Below are 21647 nucleotides of genomic sequence, written 5' to 3'. Positions count from 1 at the left end.
AATGCGCGATGGCGCATTTCCAAACAGACTCTTTAATGCGCCAGCAGGACCGGGATCGGGCTTTCCGCCAGCATCCGCCGCGTGACCCCGCCGAACAGTGCTTCGGTCAATCGGCCATGACCAAACCCGCCCATTACCAGATAGTCGATTGCCTGATTGCGGATTTCGGCGAGGATCGTCGCGCCGACTCCTCCGGCACTGGCCGGCAGCGTGCTGACCACGGGCTTGATATCGTGCCGTGAAAGATAGGTTGCCGCATCGCTCGCCGGGAGCGCGATCGATCCATCGTCAATTTCCAGCAATGTCACCGAAGCAGCCAAGCTCAGCACCGGAACCGCCGCGCGCATTGCCGCCTCCGCTTCGGCGGAGCCGTCCCACGCGATGAGCGCATTGCCGGCAAGGTTCAGTCCGATGGTGCTCTCGGGTACTGCGAAGATCGGGCGATTGGTTCGAGTGAGCAATTCGCCGGGCAGGTTCGCGATGTCGTGGGTTGCAAAGCTCGGCAGTTTTGCGCTGACAACGACGAGATCGCTCAGGCGCGCCGCATGAACCATCTGGTCGCCGAGATTGCCTGCGGTGTCGATCCAGTTCCACGGTACATCCTCATGCGCCAGGCGCGGCTCGATCCGTTTACGGTTGCGGGCTTCGGCGGCGCGTTCATCCTCCATCAGCAAGGCTGCACCGCCCAGCAACACGTAATCGTCCATGACCTCGGGCGCGATCGAAACGTCGAGACAGGTTAGGTGGCCACGCAGCCCTCGGCACAAATCCAGCGCCACTTGCAGGCGCCCCTCTTGTCCGGAATCGTCATGTACCAGCAGCAGGATGCTTTTCATCGGTCGGCTCCTCGGGTTGGAAGCCGCCACGATCGGTCGATCGCGTGAGGTCAACAATGCGTAGCTTTACGGACGGATGCGGCGGGCGGGGGCGCTCTGCCAATCGTGGCTGTCCATCCCGCATTTGTTATACGACATGCGCCGGGCGCTTCGAAGTATCTTGAACCCATATCGACGGTAGCCTCGAGCGACCCCGCGCTGGGGCGGCTGACGGTCACCGCCTTCTTGTCCGTCGGTTAGGGCTTCATCGTCGCTGCCGCCACCGTCGCGGTTGAGATGAGCGCGCGGTCGCGGGCATCGTGCGCCAACGCGACGCGGTAACGCCCACCGGCGACGCGCCAGCCGGGCAAAGCCGGATCATAATCCGCCAGGATGCGTGGCTCGGCCACTAGTGTGACGCGTGTCGACTCACCCGGCTTCAGCGTGACGCGCCGGAATGCGGCAAGCCGCATCGATGCCGCCGCTCCATCCCTGCTCACATAGATTTGCGGCACGTCCGCCCCGGCAACGCGCCCGGTATTGACTACCTCGAAGCTGATGCTGAGCTTCGCGCCGCCCTTCACCACCGGGTTGCGGTACGCGAAACTGGTGTAGCTGAGCCCGTGGCCGAAGGGGAATAACGGCGTGGCGCGCGTTTTTTCATACCAGCGATACCCGACGTCCGCCCCTTCGGTGTAATCGATCGGGAAGCTTGCCAATTGATGGTCGCTGGCATGACCCGGATCGGCGGCGGCCTGCGCCTCGGCGGCAGTCAGCCGATCGAGGCCGACCGGTGCGGGGCGCGGGGCCTGCGTCGCGCGCGCGGGGAAGGTGATCGGCAAGCGGCCCGACGGATTGACGCGCCCGGTCAGGATATTGGCGATCGCGGGGCCACCACGCTGACCAGGATACCACGCTTGCACGACCGCAGGCACCGCCGACAGCCACGGCATCAGCACCGGGCCACCCGTTTCCAGTACCGCGATCGTCCTGGGTTGCGCGGCGGCGACCGCCGCGATCAGCGTGTCCTGTTGATCGGGCAGCGACAGATCGGCCACGTCCTGTGCTTCGGTTGTCCACTGTGTCGCGAATATAATTGCCACGTCTGCGGTTTTGGCGGCGGCAGCGGCGGCGGCCGGGTCGCGGCCATCGATCCAGCTTACCTGCGCCTGCGGCATGGCGGCGCGGATCGCGAGCAGCGGCGAGGACGCGTGCCAGGTGATGCGGGCGAAGGAGGATGCGGCACCGCTTGTCAGCGGGATTTCGACCGGCGCCCCGCCGACCGAGCGGACCTGGCTCGACCCGCCGCCCGACAGCACGCCAACATCGGCGCGACCACCGATCAACACGACGCGTTTCGCGGTGCGCGTGAGCGGGAGGAGGCCGCCGTCGTTCTTGAGCAGCACGATCCCGGCTTCGGCCGCGCGCTGCGCGACCTCGGCATGGGCGTCATAGGGAATCGGCTGCGCGACAGTGGCCGGTGCGTCATAGGCACCGGTTTCGATCAGTCCGGTCAGATAACGCGTTACCATATCGTCGAGCCGCGCCATCGGCACGCGACCGGCGGCGATATCGGCCTTCAGCGCGTCAGCGAAGTAGATGGCGTGATCGAGTTCCTGCCCTGATTCCTGATCGAGCCCGGCATTCGCCGCCTTGGCGGTCGAATGCACCGCACCCCAGTCGCTCATCACCCAGCCGCGATATCCCCAATCGCGTTTCAGCACGTCGGTGAGCAAATGCGCATTCTCGCACGCCCAGTCGCCATTGACCTTGTTATAGGCGCACATCACCGAGCCGGGCTTGCCCGTCTCGATTGCGATCTGAAAAGCGAGCAGGTCGCTCATGCGCAGCGCGGCCTCGCCAATCCGCGCGTCGACGACGGTGCGACCGGTTTCCTGCGCATTGAGCGCGTAATGCTTGATCGTCGAGACGATCCTGTTGGACTGCACACCCGCAATATGCGCGCCCGCCATCGTCCCGGCGAGCAGCGGATCCTCGCCAAGATATTCGAAGTTGCGCCCGTTCCACGGGTCGCGTGTCAGATTGACACCCCCGGCGAGCAACACGGTGAAGCGCTTGGCACGCGCCTCGGCACCGATCATCGCGCCGCCCGCGCGTGCGATTGCGGGGTCGAAGGTGGCGGCGGTAGCAAGGCTGGAAGGGAGCGCGGTCGCGACGTCGCCCTTGCGTTGCTCGACCTGATTGGCGACGCCGAGCGAGGCGTCGCTCTCGCGAATCAACGGGATGCCCAAATGCGGGATCCCGTCGATATGGCCGGCTGAGGGGATCAGTTCATTCGGCGTCTTGCCTTTCGCCATTGGCGGGAAGAGGCCGTGGACCAGCGCGATTTTTTCATCGAGTGTCATTCGGGCAACGATTGCGGCGGCGCGTGCCCGCGCATCCTGCGCTTTTGCGGCGACGGTCGCATGGCGCGCAACGACGGGGTTTGCGGTACCGACGCCCGAGAGCAGCGTCGCGCCCAGCAGCCAGCCATGAATCGTCCTTGCCATTGCGGAATCCTCCCTGATTTTTTTGCGGATAGGCTTTTGTTATCGGGCGTGCCCCGCCCAACCATGCCGCTGCGTGTGGCGCATAAACAGCACATCTTGAGAACGTTCACAACATCGCGTTTCCGGCGTGCCGCTGGCTTGACAATCGTAGTGCTGCGGAGCAAGTGAACGTTCTCAAGCAAGAGGCGCAGGGATAATGCGCCGTTTTCAGGGAGGATGACGATGGGGGGCTTCAGGACCCGTTTGGCTACGCGACTGGCACTTGGCGGATCGGTGCTTGCGCTTGCAAGCTATCCGATGATCGCTGTGGCGCAGGATACGGCGTCGACGACCCAGGACCAGCCGACCAGCGCCGCGCCGCTTCCGACGCAGAGCGCGGGGGCTCCGGATGGGGGCGATTCGGGTGGCGATATCGTCGTAACCGGCATCCGCGCCAGCCTGCGCAATTCGATCAATCTCAAGCGCGATGCGCAGGGTATCGTCGATGCGATTTCGGCGGAGGATATCGGCAAGTTCCCCGATACCAACCTCGCCGAATCGCTGCAGCGCATCACCGGCGTGTCGATCGACCGTTCGAACGGCGAAGGGCAGTTCGTCACGGTTCGCGGCTTCGGTCCTGAATATAATCTGGTGACGCTGAATGGTCGTCAGCTCGCGACGTCGACGATCGGCGATGGCAATGGCGCGCCGGTGTCGCGCTCGTTCGATTTCGCCAACCTCGCTTCTGAAGGCGTGGCCGCGCTCGAGGTGTACAAGTCGGGGCGTGCCAGCGTCCCGTCGGGCGGCATTGGCTCGACCATCAACATCCGCACCCCGAAACCATTCGACAAGCCCGGCCTGCGTGGTTCGTTGTCCGCGCGTGGCGTGATCGATACGTCGCAAAATGGCGGCAAGGACGTAACCCCCGAAGTGTCGGGTATTTTTTCGGACACGTTCGCCGATGATCGGATCGGCGTGCTCATCCTCGGTTCGTTCCAGGAGCGGCATTTCAGCGCGAACCAGGCCAATGTCGGCTTCCGCGATGGCTATCTCGGGGCGGAAAACAATTGGGGGTCGCTCGCGCAGCAGGGTGACCCGCGCTACGCCAACATCACCAATCGTCCGGGGCCGACCGACGTCTATCAGGTGCCGCAAAATGCCGGCTATGACGTGGTCAATGGCAAGCGCCAGCGTATCAACGGCCAGGCGGTGCTGCAGTTCAAGCCGACCGATTCGCTGACGGCGACGGTCGACTACACCTATTCGCGCAATACGGTTGATATTCGCGACAACAGCGTCGGCATTTGGTTCAATCACAACGACACGTCGAGCGCGTGGACCAACGGTCCCGTCGCCGGCCCTGTCTTTTACACCGAGCGGTTCCAGGCGGCGGAAACCAAGGACCTGGCTTATTCGGCATCGCAAACCTCGGCGCGCAGCGAAAACAAGGCGATTGGCGGCAATTTGACGTGGAAGGGGCCGGGTGGCGTTACCATCGTGCTCGACGTCAACCACTCGACGGCGGAATCGAAGCCGGACAGCCCGTATGGCAACAGCAATTCGGTGGGTACTGCGGTCTTCGGCATCCAGAGCCAGTCGATCAACTTTGAGAACAAGCTGCCCGTCATTTCGTTCAATACCTATCCCGGTATCGATCCGCTCAATCCCGCGAACATCGTTCCGACGGGCAATGCGTTCCGCAATTCGTATTTCCGCGACGAGATCAACCAGCTTCAGTTGAAGGGCCATTACGACCATCACGATGGTTTCCTCGACAGTCTCGATTGGGGTATCCAATACACCGACAACAAGGTGCGCTCGGCCTATAGCGTGCTGCAGAACGATACGTGGGGCGGCACGGGTGGCGACAGCGCGGCGCAGCGTGCCGCCGCAGCGGCACTGTTGCCCGACAGCCTGTTCAACCTGGTCAGCATTCCCGACAAATTCTCGGGCATCAGCGGTGCCAATGCGGCGAACATCGTCAAGTCGTTCTATTCGTTCGACCTGCCGAGCGTCGTGAACCTGCTCGACCAAGCGTATAAGATTTGCGGCGGCAACGGCCAGTGCCTGCAGCCTTACACCACCGACTCACGCGTCCGCGAAAAGACGACCGCGCCGTACTTCCAGTTCAACGGCAAATTCAACGTTTTCTCGGTCCCCGGCCACATCATCGGCGGTGTGCGGTACGAGACGACCCAAGTTGCGGCGTCGGCATTGGTGCCGTCTCCGTCGGGCGCGCGGCAGAATTCGCAGAACGAGTTCAACATCCTGTTCAACGGTAGCGGCTTTACCTCGTACCGGGGCAGCTACCAGAACTGGCTGCCGTCGGTCGATTTTGACATTGAGCCGACGGACACGGTCAAGCTTCGCGCATCGTATAGCCATACGATCACGCGCGCGGATTATGGCAGCCTGCAGGGCGGCCGGCGGCTCGACACGCTGTTCCGTGTGGGTGGCGGTACGGGGTCGGTCGGCAATCCAAATCTAATCCCCTACAAATCGAAGAATATCGATTTGTCGGCGGAATGGTATTACAGTAAAGAAAGCTACATTTCGGTTGGATATTTCCACAAAAACGTATCCAATTTCATTAGTAATACCGTTATCAACCAGACAATTCCTGGAATTACGTCGCCCACCACGACCTTCAACGGCGTAACGCAGAACGGCCCGCGCTATCAGGCGGCGCTCAATGCGCTGGGGGCGAGCGCGACCTTTGCCCAGATCCGCGACTATATTGCCGCCAATTATCCGGGCGGTGTGGTCAATGGCGCGATTGTGGCGCAACCCAATGATCCGTTGGTCAACTTCGTCATCCAGACGCCGTTCAACAGCAGCCAGACCGCCAATGTCGACGGGTTCGAATTCGCGATCCAGCACAGCTTCTGGCACACCGGCTTCGGCACGATCCTCAACTATACGATCGTCAAGGGGAACCGGAATTACGACAACACGCTGCCGGCCAGCGTGTCACAATTTGCGATCACCGGGCTATCCGACAGTGCCAACGCGGTCTTGTTCTACGACAAGAACGGGCTGCAGGCGCGCGCTGCCTATAACTGGCGCAAGGGGTATCTGGCGGGCGCGGGTGTCAACCCGTACTATGTCAACACCTATGGTCAGCTCGACGTCAGCGCGAGCTACGCGGTCACGAAGAACATCTCGGTCTTTTTCGAGGGGATCAACGTGAACAGCGAAAATCGCAGCGGGCATCTACGCTCGGACCGCAACATCGCGTTCGTGACGAAGCAAGGGCCGCGCTATTCGGGCGGCGCGCGGATTACCTTCTAGCAATGCGTGTAACGCCACCCTCGCAGCGCGAGGGTGGCGTTTTTCGGGTCTGCGCGGCATAAGCGGTGTCAGACAGGGCCTGATACGGACCACATAACAGGACGGGCCAATTGCATACGGCCATCTCTAAAGTCGTCGTGGTTGGCGGCGGCACCGCGGGCTGGCTGGCCGCTTGCCGTATTGCAGCGGCGGCCCGCCCGACCGCAGAGCATCCCATCGCGGTCACGCTGGTCGAATCGCCCGATGTTCCGACGATCGGCGTGGGGGAGGGAAGCTGGCCGACACTGCGGGCGACGCTGGAGCGGATCGGTATCGGCGAGGCGGAATTTTTGCTCGCCTGCGATGCGTCGTTCAAACATGGATCGCGTTTTCGGGGCTGGGCGAGCGGTGCGCCCGACGACGTCTATTTTCACCCCTTCACGCCGCCTGCCGAGCCGGATGCGCGCGCGCTTGTCGCCGCATGGCAGACCGAGGCGGCCGGCACGGCGTTTGCCGATGTCGTCACGCCCCAACCGCAGGTGGCGCAGCAGCATCTCGCACCCCGGCAGCGGTCGATGCCCGATTTCGCGGGCGCGTTGAACTATGGCTATCATCTCGATGCGGGCAAACTCGCGGCGCTGCTGATGCGGCACGCGACCGAGCGGCTCGGTGTTCGGCACTTGCGCGATCATGTGATCGGGGTCGACCGGGCGGAGCAGGGCGACATCATTGGGGTGCGCACGCGCACGCACGGCGTGATTAAGGGCGATCTGTTCCTCGATTGCACCGGCCATGCCGCGCTGCTGATGGGGGATGTTCCCTTCATCGACCGCAGCGACGTGTTGTTCAACGACCGTGCGCTGGCGGTACAGGTGCCGGTCGCCGCCGACAGCCCGATCAAGGCGCAAACCGACGCCACCGCCCATGCCGCAGGATGGATCTGGGACATCGGCTTGCCGACCCGGCGCGGCGTCGGCTGCGTCTATTCATCGGCGCACATGAGCGACGATGCGGCGCTGGAGACGCTGTTGGCGTATCTCGGCACCGATGCGCCGATTACGCCGCGTCGCCTGACCTTTCGCTCGGGGCACCGCGCACACTTTTGGGTCGGCAACTGCCTCGCGATCGGGCTGTCGGCGGGCTTTCTCGAGCCGCTGGAAGCATCGGCGATCGTAACGGTCGAGCTGTCGCTCGACGCGCTGCTCGACGATTGGCCGACGCGCGCGACGATGCCACTGGTGGCCGCGCGCTTCAACACGCTGTTCCGCTATCGTTGGGACCGGATCGTCGAGTTCCTGAAACTGCATTATGTGCTGAGCCGACGCGACGGGCGCTATTGGCGCGATCACCGCGACCCGGCATCGATCCCGCCGCGGCTCGGCGAATTGCTGGCGCTGTGGCAGCACCGGCCGCCACTGCGCGCCGACCTGCCGATGCTCGACGAGCTGTTCCCGACTGCCAGCTATCAATATATCCTCTACGGTATGGGCGCGCGCGTGCCGGATTCCGGCCCGCTCCGGGTGGGTAAGGTGCCATCGCTGGCAGCGATCGCGCAGCGCACGCGCAGCATGGTCGCCACGCTGCCCCCGATCCGCGCCTATCTCGATGCGTGCCGGGCGGCACATCAACCGATCCTTACGGAGCAGATTTCCTGATGGCCAACCACGTCCTGCTCAACAGCGCGGAACACCGCACGCTGCGCATTACTCCCACGCACGGCGTGGACCTGGGCGACGCGGTGATGTCGTGCTTGATCGTGCCGAGCGAGTTCCGCCGCGTGCAGAATGACTATCCAATCCTGTTCCGTCTTACCCCCCAGCGCGACCGGTTCCAGGCGCTGGCGATGTTCGGGTTCGAGCCCGGCGAGAATCTGTTCCTCGACGGGGGGCAATGGGATGCACGGTATCGTCCGCTCGCGTTGCAGATCCAGCCTTTCCTGATCGGCCACCCCGCGACGCCCGGCGGCGACAAGCAGATCCATCTCGACCTCGACAACCCGCGCGTCGCGACCGGCGGCGAGGGCGTACGGGTGTTCGACGACCTTGGCCGTCCGACGCCGTATCTGGAGACAATTGCCGAACAGCTCGGTGAGCTCGACGCAGGCTGGCAGGCGAGCGAAGGATTTTTCGCCGCGCTGACGCGCCACGAACTGATCGAGCCGCTGACGCTCGAGATCACGCTCGACGATGGTACGACCAACCGGCTGGTTGGTTATCACGGCATCGCCGAGGAGCGCTTGCAGCAACTCGACGCCGCCACGCTTGGCGAGCTGCACGCCGAGGGGCACTTGATGCCCGTGTTCATGGCACTCGCCTCGCTTGGCAATGTCGCCGCGCTGATTGATCGCAAAAGCCGACGGAACACCGCGCATGGTTGAAGCCGATTCCGGCATTTTCAAGGATCTTGCGGAAGTGGCCGAGGTCCAGGTTGCCGATGCGGCCGAGCTCGACGCGCGGCTGCGCGCGGCCGACGCGCCGTTCGTCGTGCGCGGGTTGGTTCGGGATTGGCCGCTGGTCGCGGCGGGTCGCTGCTCATCACGCGACGCGCGCAGCTATTTGCTGCAGCACCACCGCGACACCGCCTTCACGGTTACGGTGGGCGAGCAGGGCGGTGACGGCCGACTGTTCTACGATGCCGCGATGGCGATGAACTTCCGCACGCTGCGCGCGAAGCTGCCCGATATCTTCCAGCGGATGGAGTCGGTCGAGGGGCAAGCGGGCGCCCCGCCGGTCTATCTCGGCTCGATTGACATGCACCAGTTCTTCACCGGCTTGCATGAGGCCAATCATGTCGATCTGCCCGATCGAAACTGTCTGGCGAGCATCTGGATCGGGTCGAAGACGCGGATCGCCGCGCATAACGATTTGCCCGACAATCTCGCCTGCGTTGCCGTGGGGCGGCGGCGCTTCACGCTGTTTCCGCGCGAACAGTTTCGCAACCTCCATCTGGGGCCAATCGACAACACACCGGCTGGTCGTGCGATCAGCATGGTCGATTTCCACGCGCCGGACCTGCAGCGCCATCCACGTTTCCCTGAAGCGCTGGCGCACGCCCAGGTCGCTGAGCTCGACGCCGGTGACGCGCTGTATATTCCGGCGATGTGGTGGCACCATGTCGAGGGACTCGCCGATTTCAACGTGCTGGTAAACTATTGGTGGCGTGAAACGCCGCGCTGGCTGGGGTCGCCGCAGGATGCGCTCAACCACGCTTTGCTCGCGATCCGCGATTTGCCCGCCGATCAAAAACAGCATTGGCGCGACCTGTTCGATTATTATGTCTTCAACAATGGTGATGACGTAACCGCGCACATCCCCGAGCATGGTCGCAGCGTGCTCGCCCCGCTCACTCCCGAAAGCGCGGGTCGCATCCGCGCCTTCCTGCTCAGGAACCTCAGCCAATGATTGCCAGCCCACGCCGCATCGTCATTGCCGGGGGCGGCACTGCTGGCTGGATGGCCGCCGCTGCACTTACGCGGACGATGGGCCGCACCGCCGAGGTAACGCTGGTCGAATCGGATGCGATCGGGACGATCGGAGTGGGGGAATCGACGATCCCGCCGCTCGTCACCTACAACCGGCTGCTCGGCATCGGCGAGGCCGATTTCATGCGTGCGACACAGGCAACCTTCAAGCTCGGCATCCTGTTCGATGGCTGGAAGGACGGCAGCGATCGCTATTTCCACTCATTTGGGATTACCGGGCAGGACCATTGGTCAGCGGGCTTCCAGCATTTCTGGCTGAACGGTCGCGAGCGTGGGCACGATGCGGCGTATGACGCCTATTGCCTTGAGCTCGTCGCGGCGCTGGCGGGCAAGTTCGCGCATTTGCCCGATGAGCGCATGAACTATGCCTATCAGCTCGATTCGTCGCTCTACGCGCAATTCCTGCGGCGGATGGCGGAAGCCGATGGCACGCGCCGGATCGAGGGCCGCATCGCGCATGTCGCGCTCGATGGCGAAAGTGGCGATGTCGCGGCGCTCCACCTCGAATCGGGCGCGGTGATCGAGGGCGACTTGTTTCTCGACTGCACCGGGTTTCGCGCGCTGCTGATCGAACAGGCGTTACATGCCGGGTATGACGACTGGACCCATTGGCTGCCATGCGATTCGGCGATTGCCGTGCAGACCGAAAACGTCCGCCCGCCGGTGCCCTATACGCGCGCGATGGCGCATGATGCCGGGTGGCAGTGGCGCATCCCGTTGCAGCATCGCACCGGCAACGGCATCGTCTATTGCAGCCGCTATCTGGAGCGTGATGCCGCGCTCGAGCGGCTGTTCGGCAATATCGAAGGGACGGTGCTGACCGAGCCGAACCATATCCGCTTCGTAACCGGTGCCAGGCGGCGGCAGTGGCACCGCAACGTCGTTGCGATCGGGCTATCGGGCGGGTTTATGGAGCCGCTCGAATCGACCAGCATCCATCTCATCCAGCGCGCGATCCTGCGGTTGATCCGGATGATGCCGGCAGGTGCGATCTCGCCGCGCGACATCGCCGAGTTCAACGACCAGCAATTTGCCGACATGGAGCAGATCCGCGACTTTCTGATCCTCCACTATAAGGCGACCAACCGGCGCGATTCGGCGTTCTGGCGGCAATGTGCGGGGATGGCGATTCCCGATAGTCTGGCGCAGAAAATCGCCCTGTTCCGCGAAACCGGGCGTGTGTTTCGCCGTAATGAGGAGCTGTTTGCGGAAAATAGCTGGGTGCAGGTGATGATGGGACAGGGCATCGAACCCGCCGCCTATCACCCGATCGCCGCCAAGTTGCGCGACGAGGAACTGGCGAAATTCCTGACGACATTGCGCGAAAATGTGGCGCGCACGGTCGCCGGGTTGCCGGCACATGGCGACTATGTCGCGCAGTTTTGCGGCGGCTGACGGTATGGCGCGCAGACGGCAAGCCGTGACCATCAAGCACGTTGCGGCGGATACCGGGGTTTCGTTGCAAACCGTCAGCCGCGTCATCAACAAGGAGCCGGGCGTCCGGCCCGAAATGGTCGCGCGGGTGCAGGAAGCGATCGACCGGCTCGGCTACGTGCCCTCGATCGCGGCGCAGCGCATGGGCGGTTCTCGTTCCTATCTGATCGTCGCGCTCAACGACCGTGAACGCACGATCGCCGATTGGCGCGCCCGGCAGGGCACCGATTGGGTTGACCAGATGCTGCTCGGCGGAATGCTGACTTGCGCGAGCTATGGCTATCGCATGATCGTCGAGCTGGTCGACACGCATAGCGACCATATCGAGCGCGAATTGATGGGGGCGATTGCCGCGCTCCAGCCCGACGGCGTGATCCTGACCCCGCCGCATTCGGAAAACCCGCTGATCGTCAATTTGCTCGAAGCCCAGAAGATCAGCTTCGCGCGGATCGGCTCGCGGCGCGCGGGCGCGGGCTTTGCGCTGACGATGGACGATGACCGTGCGGCGCGGATCGCGACCGAGCATCTGATCGCGCTTGGACATACGCGGATCGGCTTCATCGCCGGCCCTTCCGATTATGAACTCAGCGCATGGCGAGTCGATGGCTGGCGTGCGGCGATGGCGGCGGCGGGGCTGGCGGACGATTTGCTGGCGCGCGGAGATTTCGGCTACGCCTCGGGGCGGGACGCGGCGGTCGCTTTGCTCGATGCCGCCGACCCCGCGACCGCGATTGTCGCCAGCAATGACCAGATGGCGTTGGCCACGCTCGAAACGTGCCGGGAGCGCAAAATTGCGGTGCCGCGCGACGTATCGTTGATCAGCTTCGACAACACCCCGATCGTTCGGTTTACGCACCCGCCGTTGACGGCGATCGATCAGCCGATCGCTGATCTGGCGGCGCAGGCGGTCGAACTTATTATCGCAGACCTGGCCGGGCGCGATCCGCCGGTACAGCCGATTATCGTTCCGGCGAAACTCGAACTGCGGCAATCAACGGCCCGCCGCCGATAGCACCGCGCAAACCTCTGGCTGCGGCGATACCGACATCCTAAGCAGGGGGTACATGACCGCGCATTCCGCCCGCTTGTTTTCTTTCCGTCGTGGTGGGCGATCGCCCCTGCTGATCCCGGTGCTCGGCGCGCTTGGCTATGCCGGATGCGTTGTTGCGTATTTGCCGTTGCTGACCCTGTTGTTGCCGTTGCGGATCGAACAGATTGCGGGGGAGGCGCGGCTCGGCGTGCTCGCAACGGCCATGATCGCGGGGGCCGCGATGGCCAGCATCGCCGGCATCCTTTTCGGGTGGCTGAGCGACCGTTCGCTCGAGCGGGGCATCGGGCGGCGATACTGGATCGCGGCGGGCCTCGTCGCGACGATCTTGTCCTATGCGGGTGTCGCCAGCGCGCGCACCCCGGTGATGCTGGTCCTCGCGATCATGGCGTTTCAAGTCGCGCTCAACACCGTCCTGGCGCCGCTGGTCGCGCTGCTCGCCGAGGAAAGCCCGGATCGGCAAAATGGCTTGATGAGCGGCCTGCTTGCGGGCGCTCAGCCGCTTGGCGCGGCAATCGGGCCGCTTTTGGTGCAATGGACCGCGCCTGCATTGGGTCTTCGCCTGGCCGTTATCGCCGGGGTCGTCATCCTCTGCCTCGGGCCATTGCTGGCGACATCGCCCGAGCCGGCGGTGGAGGGGATGAATCGGACGGTCACCGCGTCATCATCCGATCTCGTCATCGCCTGGATATCGCGCTTGATGGTCCAGATTCCCGGCAATGTGCTGTCGGCCTATCTATTGTTTTTCATGGAGCAATTTGTCGTCCCTTCGGCGCGCGGCAGCATGACGGCGCAGGTCGGGGGGCTGATTTTTCTTGCGAATATCGTGCCGTTACCGCTGGCGATCGGGCTTGGTCGCTGGTCGGACGGGTTCGGACGGCGCAAGCCGTTCCTCGTCATGGCGGTCGTGCTCGACGCGACGGGGCTGGCAGTGATGGCGTGCGCGACCAACTGGGCCGCCGCCGCCACCGGTTTTTTCCTATATTCGATCGGTTGGAGCGTGTTCCTGACGCTGCAGATCGGTTTCGTCATGCAGTTGCTGCCCAACCCGCAACGGCGTGGGCGCGACCTTGGATTGATCAATTTGTCGAATACGGTGCCGGTGTTGATTGGACCGGCATTGGCGTGGTGGCTGGCAACTCCGCACAGTTTTGGCACCTTGTTCCTCACGCTCGCCGCCTTGTCCCTCATTGGGGGATTGGCGATGCTTGGAGTCACGGGGCGGAAGTGATCCCGAGGGAGAATGCCGGCCCCGGCTCGACCGGCGCTATGTTTCGCGTCGTCCCGGGGTCGCCGGGCCATTGCGCATCCTGCCGAACATTCGAATCACATCGACGTTGGCGATTACCCGTCTTCGGCGAGCGCGGTCGCAAGCGCAGTGCGCACGGCGACAATCGCGTCTCGCCTGTCTGATGCGACGCCCGCCCCGGTCGTCGCGGCGGGTTTGCGTTCGGCCATCAGTACCTTTTGCACACCGCGAATCGTATAGCCGTCCTGGTTGAGCATTGCCGCGATTCGCCGGACCAATGCCACGTCCTCGGGCCGGTAATAGCGACGGTTGCCGGCGCGTTGCAGCGGGCGCAATTGCGGGAAGCGCGTTTCCCAATAGCGCAGGATATGCTGCGGCAGCCCCGTCTCGCGCGACAGTTCGCCGATCGTGCGATAGGCCCCCACCGCCTTCGCCCCGCCCTTTGCCGCATGGGCCGCGTCGGTTCGTGGGGGAAGACTCCCGGGCGGAACCGCCACGGCGGTGCTCAGTCGGCTTCGACGATGCGATCCCGCATCATCTGGCTGGCGCGGAAGGTGAGCACGCGGCGCGGGGCGATCGGTACTTCGATGCCGGTCTTGGGGTTGCGGCCTACCCGTTCGCCTTTGTCGCGCAGGACAAAGGTGCCGAAGCCCGAAATCTTGACATTGTCGCCCTTGGCAAGCGCGCCGCACATATGGGCCAGGATCTGCTCGACCAGCTTCGATGAATCCGCTCGCGATAGCCCAACCGAATTGTGGAGCGCTTCAGCCAGATCGGCCCGTGTCAATGTTCCCGCAGATGCCATCCCGTTTCCCTCCCCTGAGAATGGTAGAGAATGGACCTAACACACAGAAGTGGCGGACTGAAAGTGCTAGTTACAGTCTCGTAACAAGGGATTAGGGCAAGATGGGTATCGCGGGGTCAAAAGCGGATGACCGCTGCCCCCCAGGTGAAGCCGCCGCCCATCGCTTCCAGTACGATCAGATCGCCATGTTTGATTCGCCCGTCCCGGACTGCGGTGTCGAGCGCAAGCGGAACCGAGGCAGCCGAGGTGTTGGCGTGTTGGTCAACCGTGACGACGACTTTGTCGGGCGACAGATCAAGTTTGCGCGCGGTCGCATCGAGGATGCGGGCATTGGCCTGATGCGGCACCAGCCAATCGACATCGCCCGCCGAAAGCCCGGCTACGGCCAGCGTTTCGGTCATCACCGAAGCGAGATTGACGACGGCGTGGCGGAACACCTCGCGCCCCTTCATCCGCACCTTGCCGACGGTGCCGGTGGTCGAGGGGCCACCATCGACATAGAGGAGTTCGTTGTGGCGGCCATCGGCATGGAGCCGCACCGCAAGAATGCCGCGTGCGCCTGTGTCCTGGGCCTCCAGGACAACCGCCCCCGCGCCGTCGCCGAACAGCACGCACGTCGCGCGGTCTTCCCAGTCGAGGATACGGCTGAAGGTTTCCGCGCCAATCACCAACGCGCGCTTGGCGGCCCCGCTGCGCAACATGCTGTCGGCAACCTGCAAAGCATAGAGAAAGCCCGAACAGACCGCAGCGACATCGAAGGCCACGCAGTCATCGATGCCGAGCATCGCCTGCACCTTGGTCGCGCTGGCGGGGAAGGTCTGGTCCGGGGTGGCCGTCGCCAGCACGATCAGATCGATGTCCTGCGCCGAAATACCGGCGGAACCCAGCGCCGCGCGACACGCGTCGGCGGCCAGCGTTGCGGTGGTCTCGTCAGGGCCGGCGATATGGCGGAAGCGGATGCCGGTGCGCTCGACGATCCATTCGTCCGAAGTATCGACGGTTTCGGCCAGCTCGGCATTGGACACGCGCCGCGTCGGCAGCGCCGATCCGGTGCCGATAATCACGCTTTGCATCATGCCGCCTTTTTCTCGAAATCACCCAGATCTTCCGCAATACGTCGCGTCAGATCGTCGCGTACCATCTTTGCCGCCGCCGCGATGGCGGTTGCCACGCCCACTTCGTTGGCGCCGCCGTGGCTTTTCACGACCAGCCCGTTAAGCCCCAGAAAAACGGCACCATTGTGGTTATTGGGGTCGAGATGATGGCGCAGCAATTCGGTTGCGGGGCGCGAGATGAGGAAGCCGATCTTCGAGCGGACCGAAGAGCGGAAGGCACGCTTGAGCAAATCGGCCACGAACCGCGCAGTGCCCTCGGCGGTTTTCAGCGCGATATTGCCCGAAAAACCGTCGCACACGATCACATCGACATCGCCGCGCGACAATTTGTCGCCTTCGATGAAGCCGGTAAACTCCAGTGGTAAGTGGGCCGCCGCGCGGAGCGCCGTGGCGGCGTCGCGAATCGTCTCGGTGCCCTTCTGGTCCTCACTGCCGATGTTGAGCAGCGCGACTCGCGGGCGCGCGAGATCGAGCGTGGTGCGCGCATAGGCCGCGCCCATCACCGCAAACTGGATGAGATTGCGCGAATCGCATTCGGTATTGGCACCAAGATCGAGCACAACGGTGTCGTTGGTGCCGAGCGACGGCATCAGTCCGGCCAGCGCCGGGCGGTCGATCCCCGGAATCATCCGCAGCGACAGTTTGGACATCGCCATCAGCGCGCCGGTATTGCCCGCCGACACACAGGCGGCGGCGCGGCCCTGCTTCACCATGTCGATGGCGATGCCCATCGACGTCGTCTTGGCTCGGCGAATCGCCTGGCTCGGCTTCTCGCTCGAACCGACAACGCCAGGGGCATGGACGATTTCGGAATAAGCGGTGAGGTTGGGGTGATTCTTCAACCCCGCCTCGATCGCGCTTTCGTCGCCGACCAGGATGAAGCGCATGTCCTCGAACCGGCGGCGGGCACGCGCCACCCCGGCGAGCATCACCGCCAGCCCTTCGTCGCCACCCATCGCATCGATCGCGATCCGGGAGCTGTTCGTCACGCTGGCCGCTCCCTGTTCACTGTCCGAGCGTTTCGTCAGGTCAGCCTTCGACCGAAACGATCTCACGACCGTTATAATGGCCGCACGACGGGCACAGATTGTGCGGACGCTTCAGTTCGCCACAGTTCGGGCATTCCTGGAACGACGCAACGGTGAGCGAATCGTGCGAACGACGCATGCCGCGCTTGGACGGCGTGGTTTTTCTTTTGGGGACGGCCATTTCGGCGAAACCTTATGCTTGTCTGACAGGTGCGATACGCCCGGTTCGGGCTCTCCGCAACCAACGCCTGAGGTTGGCCGCGCAAGCGGCACCGATGCCAGACAAATCGCGAAGATGGCGGCCTATAGCGATTCTGCGCGGCGTTGCAAGCTTGGGGAATGGATGCCAAGGCAGGGTCACCCGGTCTGCGGGGCGATCAGGGGGAGAAAAATGATGGGTTCGATCATGTTGCCGATTACATTGATGACGGCCGGTGCTGCTGCGATCCTGAATTTGTGGCTCGCGATGCGCACCGGATCGGTCCGCACCAGGGCCAAGATCGATGTTGGCGATGGCGGCAACGACCTGCTGATTCGTCGGATGCGCGCGCACGCGAATTTCGTCGAATATACGCCCTTCATCCTGATCCTGATCGCCCTGATCGAATTCACCAGCGGCACATCGCTGTGGCTGTGGGTGCTGAGCGCGGTGTTCCTGCTCGGCCGAGTCGGCCATGCGCTCGGGATGGAAGGTTTGCCCGGCGGACGGATGGCCGGGACCATCATCACCTTCCTGCTGCTGCTCGGTTTGGGCGGCTATGCCGTGGTATTGCCGTATCTCCCGCACGCAGCAACCAGCGTGGCCGCCCCGAGCGCGGTCCGCGCGGGATAAGCCTCAGGCGGCGAGCGCGGCGTCGCTGACGAACATGTTGGTGCGGCGCTCATTCGCGAAGGTGCTTGCCGGGCCGTGCCCCGGAATGAAGGTCGTGTCGTCGCCGAGCGGCCATAGCTTGGTGACGATCGATTCGAGCAATTGCGGATGGTTGCCGCGCGGGAAATCGGTACGGCCGACCGATCCTGCGAACAACACGTCGCCGACCAGCGCCAATTTGGAGGGCGCGTGGTGGAAGACGACATGGCCGGGTGTGTGGCCGGGCGTTTCATAGACGTCGAGCACCAGATTGCCGACGGTGACGGTGTCGCCTTCGACGAGCCAGCGATCAGATTCGAAATTGACGCCCGAAATGCCGTATTTTGCGCCGCTTTCGGACAGGGTCGAGGTGAGGAAGCGATCCTCCTCATGCGGGCCCTCGATCGCGACACCAAGCTGTTCGGCAAGGGGCTTGGCCTCGCCGCAATGGTCGATATGGCCGTGGGTGAGGATGATCTTCTCGACCGTCACCTTATGTTGCGCGGCGGCGGCGAGCAGCTTGGGCAAGTCGCCGCCGGGATCGACAAAGGCGCCGCGCATCGTTGCGGTGCACCAGAGCAGGGTGCAATTCTGTTGCAGCGGGGTCACCGGGATGATGGTGGCGCGGAGGGGGGGCTGAGCGGTCATGCCGCTTGAAATACGGTGAGTGTGACCGAAAACCAAGCGCGCGAAAACCAAGGGTTGCCGACAGGGGCGTCGGCGGGGCATTTGCTACAGGAGATTATGCACACGCCACCGCCCAACCCGCTTGAATTGCGGAGCCCCTTCGTTCTGCTGGACGACGCGCGCGATGGCGGTGCTGCGGCGCGGCTTTATTGCAATCCCGTGCGAATCGTGGCGGCGGGAACGGTCGCGGAGGTACGTCCGGCACTGGAGGCACTGCGCGCGGCGCAGGCCACCGGGCTGCACGCCGCCGGATTCCTGTCCTACGAAGCCGGGGCTGCGTTCGAACCCGTCACCCTGCCCATGCCGGACGAGGCTGCGACTCCCTTGCTGTGGTTTGGCCTGTTTGAGCGTTATCTCGAAATCGCGCCCGATGCGGTTCCCGCATTGTTGCCGGATCCGGCGGGGGCGTGGCTCGGCGTGCCCGAACCCGCGATCGAGCGGGCGACCTATAATGCGCATTTCGCCGCCGTCCAGGCTCATATCGTCGCGGGGGACCTGTACCAGGCCAATCTCACTTATCGCGCACATGCCCGCGTCCTGGGCGATCCGCTGTCGCTTTATGCCCGCCTGCGCAGGGCGGCGCGGGCCGGGTTCGGTGCGCTGATCGACACCGGGGCCGCGCGGATTCTCTCGCTTTCGCCCGAACTGTTCTTTTCGCTGGAGGGGGAAACGCTGTTATGTCGGCCGATGAAGGGCACGGCGCGGCGCGGCGATAGCGCCGATGCGGACCGGCGGGTTGCCGCGGCGCTGATCGACGACCCCAAGCAGCGCGCCGAAAACCTGATGATCGTCGATTTGATGCGCAACGATCTGGCGCGCGTTGCCCGCGCCGGGTCGGTCGCGGTGCCGCATTTGTTCGAGGTGGAAAGCTACCCGACGGTGCATCAACTGGTGTCGAGCGTCACCGCCACGATTGCACCCGACACGGATGCGATCGACGTGTTGGCGGCATTGTTTCCATGCGGATCGATCACCGGCGCGCCGAAGATCGCGGCCATGCAGGCGATCGCCACGATCGAAGCGTGCGCGCGCGGGCTCTATACGGGCGCGATCGGTCGGTTCGATGCCGATGGCGATGCGATGTTCAACGTCGCGATTCGTACGTTGACGCTGCCTTATGGCGCGGAGCACGCCAGCTTTGGCGCGGGTGGCGGCATCGTCGCCGATTCGGTGACGGCTGAGGAATGGGACGAAGCGCGCGCCAAGACCGATTTTTTAACCCGCGACGCGCGCCCGTTCGACCTGATCGAGACGATGGCGTTCGATCCCGAACACGGCATCCTGCGGCTCGATCGCCACCTCCGGCGGCTTGCGGCGAGCGCGCACGCCTTCGGCTTTGTGTTTGACCGGCACGGCGCGCGCAACGAACTGCAAGCGGCGACCTTCCGCTTGCGGGTGCGGCGCAAGGTGCGGCTGGTGTTGGCGCCGAGCGGTGCGGTGGCGATTGAAATTGCCGCAATGCCCGCGGCTTCGGATCAGCCGCTGTCGGTGTCGGTGGTTCCGTTGCCGGTGTCGCCCGCCGATTTCCGGCTGCGTCACAAGACCAGCGACCGCGCCTTTTACGATCAGGCACGCGTTGCGGCGGGCGGCGACGAAGTGGTGTTCGTGCGCCCCGACGGTCGGCTGACCGAGGGGAGTTTTACCTCGCTGTTCGTCCCGCGTGGCGACATCCTCGTCACGCCACCCCTGGAGGACGGACTGTTGCCAGGGGTGCTGCGCGCCGAGCTGCTGGCGCAGGGTCGTGCGATCGAGGGCGTGCTGACCGAGGCCGATCTCGCGCATGAATTTTTCGTCGGCAACGCCCTGCGCGGATTGATTCGTGCGCGGCGGACGGTTGCGGGCGCGGCTTTGGCGGGATAAGCGCTCGCGCGAGTTTCCCGCCGCCACGGCATTTCCCAAGGCTCTTTCTTATGCATCCATCCGCCGCGCTCGCCCGCATCAAGCCATCGCCGACGCTGGCGATCACCACGCGCGTGCAGGAATTGAAGCGCGCAGGGATAGATGTGATCGGCCTGGGCGCGGGCGAGCCCGATTTCGACACGCCCGATTTCGTGAAGGAAGCCGCGATCAAGGCGATTCGCGACGGCCAGACCAAATATACCAATGTCGATGGCACGCCCGAACTCAAGGCCGCGATCGCCGCCAAGTTCGCGCGCGACAATGCGCTGACCTACACACCCGACCAGATCACCGTGAATGTCGGCGGCAAGCACACCTTGTTCAATGCAATCGTCGCCACGGTCGATGTCGGCGACGAAGTGATCGTGCCTGCGCCCTATTGGGTGAGCTATCCCGATGTCGTGCTGTTCGCGGGCGGCACGCCGGTGTTCGTCGCAGCAGGGCCGGAGCAGGGCTACAAGCTGCTGCCCGAACAGCTCGAGGCGGCGATCACCCCGCGCACCAAATGGGTGATCCTCAATTCGCCGTCCAACCCGACCGGTGCCGCCTATAGCGCCGCCGAGCTGAAGGCGCTGGGCGAAGTGCTCGAACGCCACCCGCATGTGTGGATCTTTGCCGACGATATGTATGAGCATATCCTCTATGACGGCTTCGAATTTACGACGATCGCGCAAGTGTGCCCGTCGCTGTATGAGCGCACGCTGACGGTCAATGGCTGTTCCAAGGCCTATGCGATGACCGGTTGGCGCATTGGTTATGCCGGTGGCGCGTCGTGGTTGATAAAGGCGATGGCCAAGCTGCAATCGCAATCGACCAGCAACCCCTGTTCGATCGCGCAGGCGGCAGCCGTCGCCGCGCTCAATGGCGACCAGAGCTTCCTCAAGGAGCGCGCCGCCGTGTTCCAGGGGCGGCGTGATCTGGTCGTGTCGATGCTCAACCAGGCAAATGGTATCACCTGCCCACGGCCCGATGGCGCGTTTTACGTCTACCCCGAATTTTCCGCGCTGATCGGCAAATCGACCCCCTCGGGCAAGTTGATCGACAGCGACGAGGCGTTCGTCGCCTATCTGCTTGATGATGCGAAGGTCGCCGCCGTGCAGGGTGCGGCGTTCGGCCTGTCGCCGGCGATGCGCATTTCCTATGCGACCTCCGATGCGCTGCTGCGCGAAGCCTGCGAACGCATCCAGACGGCCTGCGCAAACGTACGTTGAACCAGTGGTTCAGCTTTTGGTAACGATTGGTTGCTGAAAAGCCTCTTGCGAAATGACCGGACAATGCCGATTTGCTGCATCGCAGCGATTGGTATTGGGCCGGTCGCGAAAGGGTTGGCAATGCGCAGCGTTTTGAAGTCGGGTTTCTTTTGGCAGTTTGCGGGTGGTTTCGCGCTGGGCGCAGCCGCACTCGTCACGCTGCACCCGACCGAAGGCGCGCGTGCGACGACCCGGACCGAAGCCCAGGCCCAGATAAACCGCTGACG

At 63.9% G+C, this 21647-nt stretch carries 19 protein-coding genes; 11 read left to right on the top strand and 8 right to left on the bottom strand.

Going from position 1 to position 21647, the window contains the following annotated elements; all coding sequences use genetic code 11:
- Positions 1–32 precede the first annotated feature (32 nt).
- Positions 33–836 carry a universal stress protein gene (locus tag WC704_RS13175; RefSeq protein WP_372890605.1) on the bottom strand — a complete coding sequence of 268 codons (804 nt, stop codon included), beginning with the start codon at positions 834–836 and terminating at the stop codon, positions 33–35.
- Between the two features lie 236 nt (positions 837–1072).
- The gene (locus tag WC704_RS13170; protein ID WP_372890603.1) at positions 1073–3325 is read right to left on the bottom strand and encodes a beta-glucosidase; all 2253 of its coding nucleotides are present in this window, start codon (positions 3323–3325) and stop codon (positions 1073–1075) included.
- Positions 3326–3541: 216 nt separating this feature from the next.
- Between WC704_RS13170 and WC704_RS13165 the strand changes: the two genes are divergently transcribed.
- The 7 genes from WC704_RS13165 to WC704_RS13135 all read left to right on the top strand — a co-directional run bounded on the left by WC704_RS13165 (position 3542) and on the right by WC704_RS13135 (position 13768).
- Positions 3542–6595, top strand: a complete 3054-nt coding sequence (locus WC704_RS13165; protein ID WP_372890601.1) for a TonB-dependent receptor — start codon at positions 3542–3544, stop codon at positions 6593–6595.
- A gap of 110 nt (positions 6596–6705) precedes the next feature.
- Entirely contained in the window at positions 6706–8229 is a 1524-nt protein-coding gene (locus tag WC704_RS13160; protein WP_372890599.1) for a tryptophan halogenase family protein, read from the top strand.
- Positions 8229–8951, top strand: a complete 723-nt coding sequence (locus tag WC704_RS13155; protein ID WP_372890597.1) for a SapC family protein — start codon at positions 8229–8231, stop codon at positions 8949–8951. Before WC704_RS13160 ends, WC704_RS13155 begins: the two co-directional genes overlap by 1 nt.
- Positions 8944–9975 carry a cupin-like domain-containing protein gene (locus WC704_RS13150; protein WP_372890595.1) on the top strand — a complete coding sequence of 344 codons (1032 nt, stop codon included), beginning with the start codon at positions 8944–8946 and terminating at the stop codon, positions 9973–9975. Before WC704_RS13155 ends, WC704_RS13150 begins: the two co-directional genes overlap by 8 nt.
- Positions 9972–11450, top strand: coding sequence for a tryptophan halogenase family protein (locus tag WC704_RS13145; protein ID WP_372890593.1), 1479 nt, complete (start codon positions 9972–9974; stop codon positions 11448–11450). The genes WC704_RS13150 and WC704_RS13145 overlap by 4 nt, the downstream gene beginning before the upstream one ends.
- A 4-nt stretch (positions 11451–11454) precedes the next feature.
- On the top strand, positions 11455–12501 hold the full coding sequence (locus WC704_RS13140; RefSeq protein WP_372890761.1) for a LacI family DNA-binding transcriptional regulator: 1047 nt from the start codon (positions 11455–11457) through the stop codon (positions 12499–12501).
- A gap of 52 nt (positions 12502–12553) precedes the next feature.
- Positions 12554–13768 (top strand): MFS transporter, encoded by a 1215-nt coding sequence (locus tag WC704_RS13135; protein ID WP_372890591.1) that lies wholly within the window; start codon positions 12554–12556, stop codon positions 13766–13768.
- A gap of 113 nt (positions 13769–13881) precedes the next feature.
- Here WC704_RS13135 and WC704_RS13130 read toward each other — a convergent pair whose 3' ends face one another.
- The 5 genes from WC704_RS13130 to rpmF form a co-directional block, all read right to left on the bottom strand.
- Positions 13882–14283 carry a MerR family transcriptional regulator gene (locus tag WC704_RS13130; protein ID WP_372890589.1) on the bottom strand — a complete coding sequence of 134 codons (402 nt, stop codon included), beginning with the start codon at positions 14281–14283 and terminating at the stop codon, positions 13882–13884.
- 8 nt (positions 14284–14291) lie between these two features.
- Positions 14292–14591, bottom strand: a complete 300-nt coding sequence (locus tag WC704_RS13125) for an integration host factor subunit alpha (protein ID WP_372890587.1) — start codon at positions 14589–14591, stop codon at positions 14292–14294.
- Positions 14592–14707: 116 nt separating this feature from the next.
- On the bottom strand, positions 14708–15667 hold the full coding sequence (locus WC704_RS13120; protein ID WP_372890585.1) for a beta-ketoacyl-ACP synthase III: 960 nt from the start codon (positions 15665–15667) through the stop codon (positions 14708–14710).
- Positions 15664–16695, bottom strand: coding sequence for a phosphate acyltransferase PlsX (gene plsX, locus WC704_RS13115; RefSeq protein WP_372890583.1), 1032 nt, complete (start codon positions 16693–16695; stop codon positions 15664–15666). The genes WC704_RS13120 and plsX overlap by 4 nt, the downstream gene beginning before the upstream one ends.
- A 40-nt stretch (positions 16696–16735) precedes the next feature.
- Complete coding sequence (gene rpmF / locus WC704_RS13110; RefSeq protein ID WP_010406047.1) at positions 16736–16915, bottom strand: 50S ribosomal protein L32; 180 nt, start codon at positions 16913–16915, stop codon at positions 16736–16738.
- 213 nt (positions 16916–17128) lie between these two features.
- Between rpmF and WC704_RS13105 the strand changes: the two genes are divergently transcribed.
- Positions 17129–17566, top strand: a complete 438-nt coding sequence (locus WC704_RS13105) for an MAPEG family protein (RefSeq protein WP_372890759.1) — start codon at positions 17129–17131, stop codon at positions 17564–17566.
- Positions 17567–17569: 3 nt separating this feature from the next.
- On the opposite strand, the gene WC704_RS13100 is transcribed toward WC704_RS13105, so the two are convergent.
- Positions 17570–18232, bottom strand: a complete 663-nt coding sequence (locus WC704_RS13100) for an MBL fold metallo-hydrolase (RefSeq protein WP_372890580.1) — start codon at positions 18230–18232, stop codon at positions 17570–17572.
- A 96-nt stretch (positions 18233–18328) separates the two neighbouring features.
- Between WC704_RS13100 and pabB the strand changes: the two genes are divergently transcribed.
- From pabB to WC704_RS13085, 3 genes are all read left to right on the top strand, one after another.
- Positions 18329–20131: an aminodeoxychorismate synthase component I gene (pabB, locus tag WC704_RS13095; protein ID WP_372890757.1), complete on the top strand. Its 1803-nt coding sequence runs from the start codon at positions 18329–18331 to the stop codon at positions 20129–20131.
- A gap of 50 nt (positions 20132–20181) precedes the next feature.
- The gene (locus tag WC704_RS13090; protein WP_372890578.1) at positions 20182–21381 is read left to right on the top strand and encodes a pyridoxal phosphate-dependent aminotransferase; all 1200 of its coding nucleotides are present in this window, start codon (positions 20182–20184) and stop codon (positions 21379–21381) included.
- Between the two features lie 120 nt (positions 21382–21501).
- Positions 21502–21645: a hypothetical protein gene (locus tag WC704_RS13085; RefSeq protein ID WP_372890576.1), complete on the top strand. Its 144-nt coding sequence runs from the start codon at positions 21502–21504 to the stop codon at positions 21643–21645.
- Positions 21646–21647: the final 2 nt, after the last annotated feature.

Source organism: Sphingomonas sp. (assembly GCF_041661885.1).
Classification (GTDB): Bacteria; Pseudomonadota; Alphaproteobacteria; order Sphingomonadales; family Sphingomonadaceae; genus Sphingomonas.
Note: the sequence above shows the minus strand (reverse complement) of the source record. Positions and strands in the feature narration are given on the sequence as shown.

Bases quoted from the DNA above. Each gene is read 5' to 3' on its own strand.
- WC704_RS13155 (WP_372890597.1), top strand. From the start codon at position 8,229: ATGGCCAACCACGTCCTGCTCAACAGCGCGGAACACCGCACGCTGCGC.
- WC704_RS13140 (WP_372890761.1), top strand. From the start codon at position 11,455: ATGGCGCGCAGACGGCAAGCCGTGACCATCAAGCACGTTGCGGCGGAT.
- WC704_RS13175 (WP_372890605.1), bottom strand. From the start codon at position 836: ATGAAAAGCATCCTGCTGCTGGTACATGACGATTCCGGACAAGAGGGG.
- WC704_RS13135 (WP_372890591.1), top strand. From the start codon at position 12,554: ATGACCGCGCATTCCGCCCGCTTGTTTTCTTTCCGTCGTGGTGGGCGA.
- WC704_RS13150 (WP_372890595.1), top strand. From the start codon at position 8,944: ATGGTTGAAGCCGATTCCGGCATTTTCAAGGATCTTGCGGAAGTGGCC.
- WC704_RS13165 (WP_372890601.1), top strand. From the start codon at position 3,542: ATGACGATGGGGGGCTTCAGGACCCGTTTGGCTACGCGACTGGCACTT.
- rpmF (WP_010406047.1), bottom strand. From the start codon at position 16,915: ATGGCCGTCCCCAAAAGAAAAACCACGCCGTCCAAGCGCGGCATGCGT.
- WC704_RS13125 (WP_372890587.1), bottom strand. From the start codon at position 14,591: ATGGCATCTGCGGGAACATTGACACGGGCCGATCTGGCTGAAGCGCTC.
- WC704_RS13090 (WP_372890578.1), top strand. From the start codon at position 20,182: ATGCATCCATCCGCCGCGCTCGCCCGCATCAAGCCATCGCCGACGCTG.
- WC704_RS13145 (WP_372890593.1), top strand. From the start codon at position 9,972: ATGATTGCCAGCCCACGCCGCATCGTCATTGCCGGGGGCGGCACTGCT.
- WC704_RS13120 (WP_372890585.1), bottom strand. From the start codon at position 15,667: ATGATGCAAAGCGTGATTATCGGCACCGGATCGGCGCTGCCGACGCGG.
- WC704_RS13170 (WP_372890603.1), bottom strand. From the start codon at position 3,325: ATGGCAAGGACGATTCATGGCTGGCTGCTGGGCGCGACGCTGCTCTCG.
- WC704_RS13105 (WP_372890759.1), top strand. From the start codon at position 17,129: ATGGGTTCGATCATGTTGCCGATTACATTGATGACGGCCGGTGCTGCT.
- WC704_RS13100 (WP_372890580.1), bottom strand. From the start codon at position 18,232: ATGACCGCTCAGCCCCCCCTCCGCGCCACCATCATCCCGGTGACCCCG.
- pabB (WP_372890757.1), top strand. From the start codon at position 18,329: ATGCACACGCCACCGCCCAACCCGCTTGAATTGCGGAGCCCCTTCGTT.
- WC704_RS13085 (WP_372890576.1), top strand. From the start codon at position 21,502: ATGCGCAGCGTTTTGAAGTCGGGTTTCTTTTGGCAGTTTGCGGGTGGT.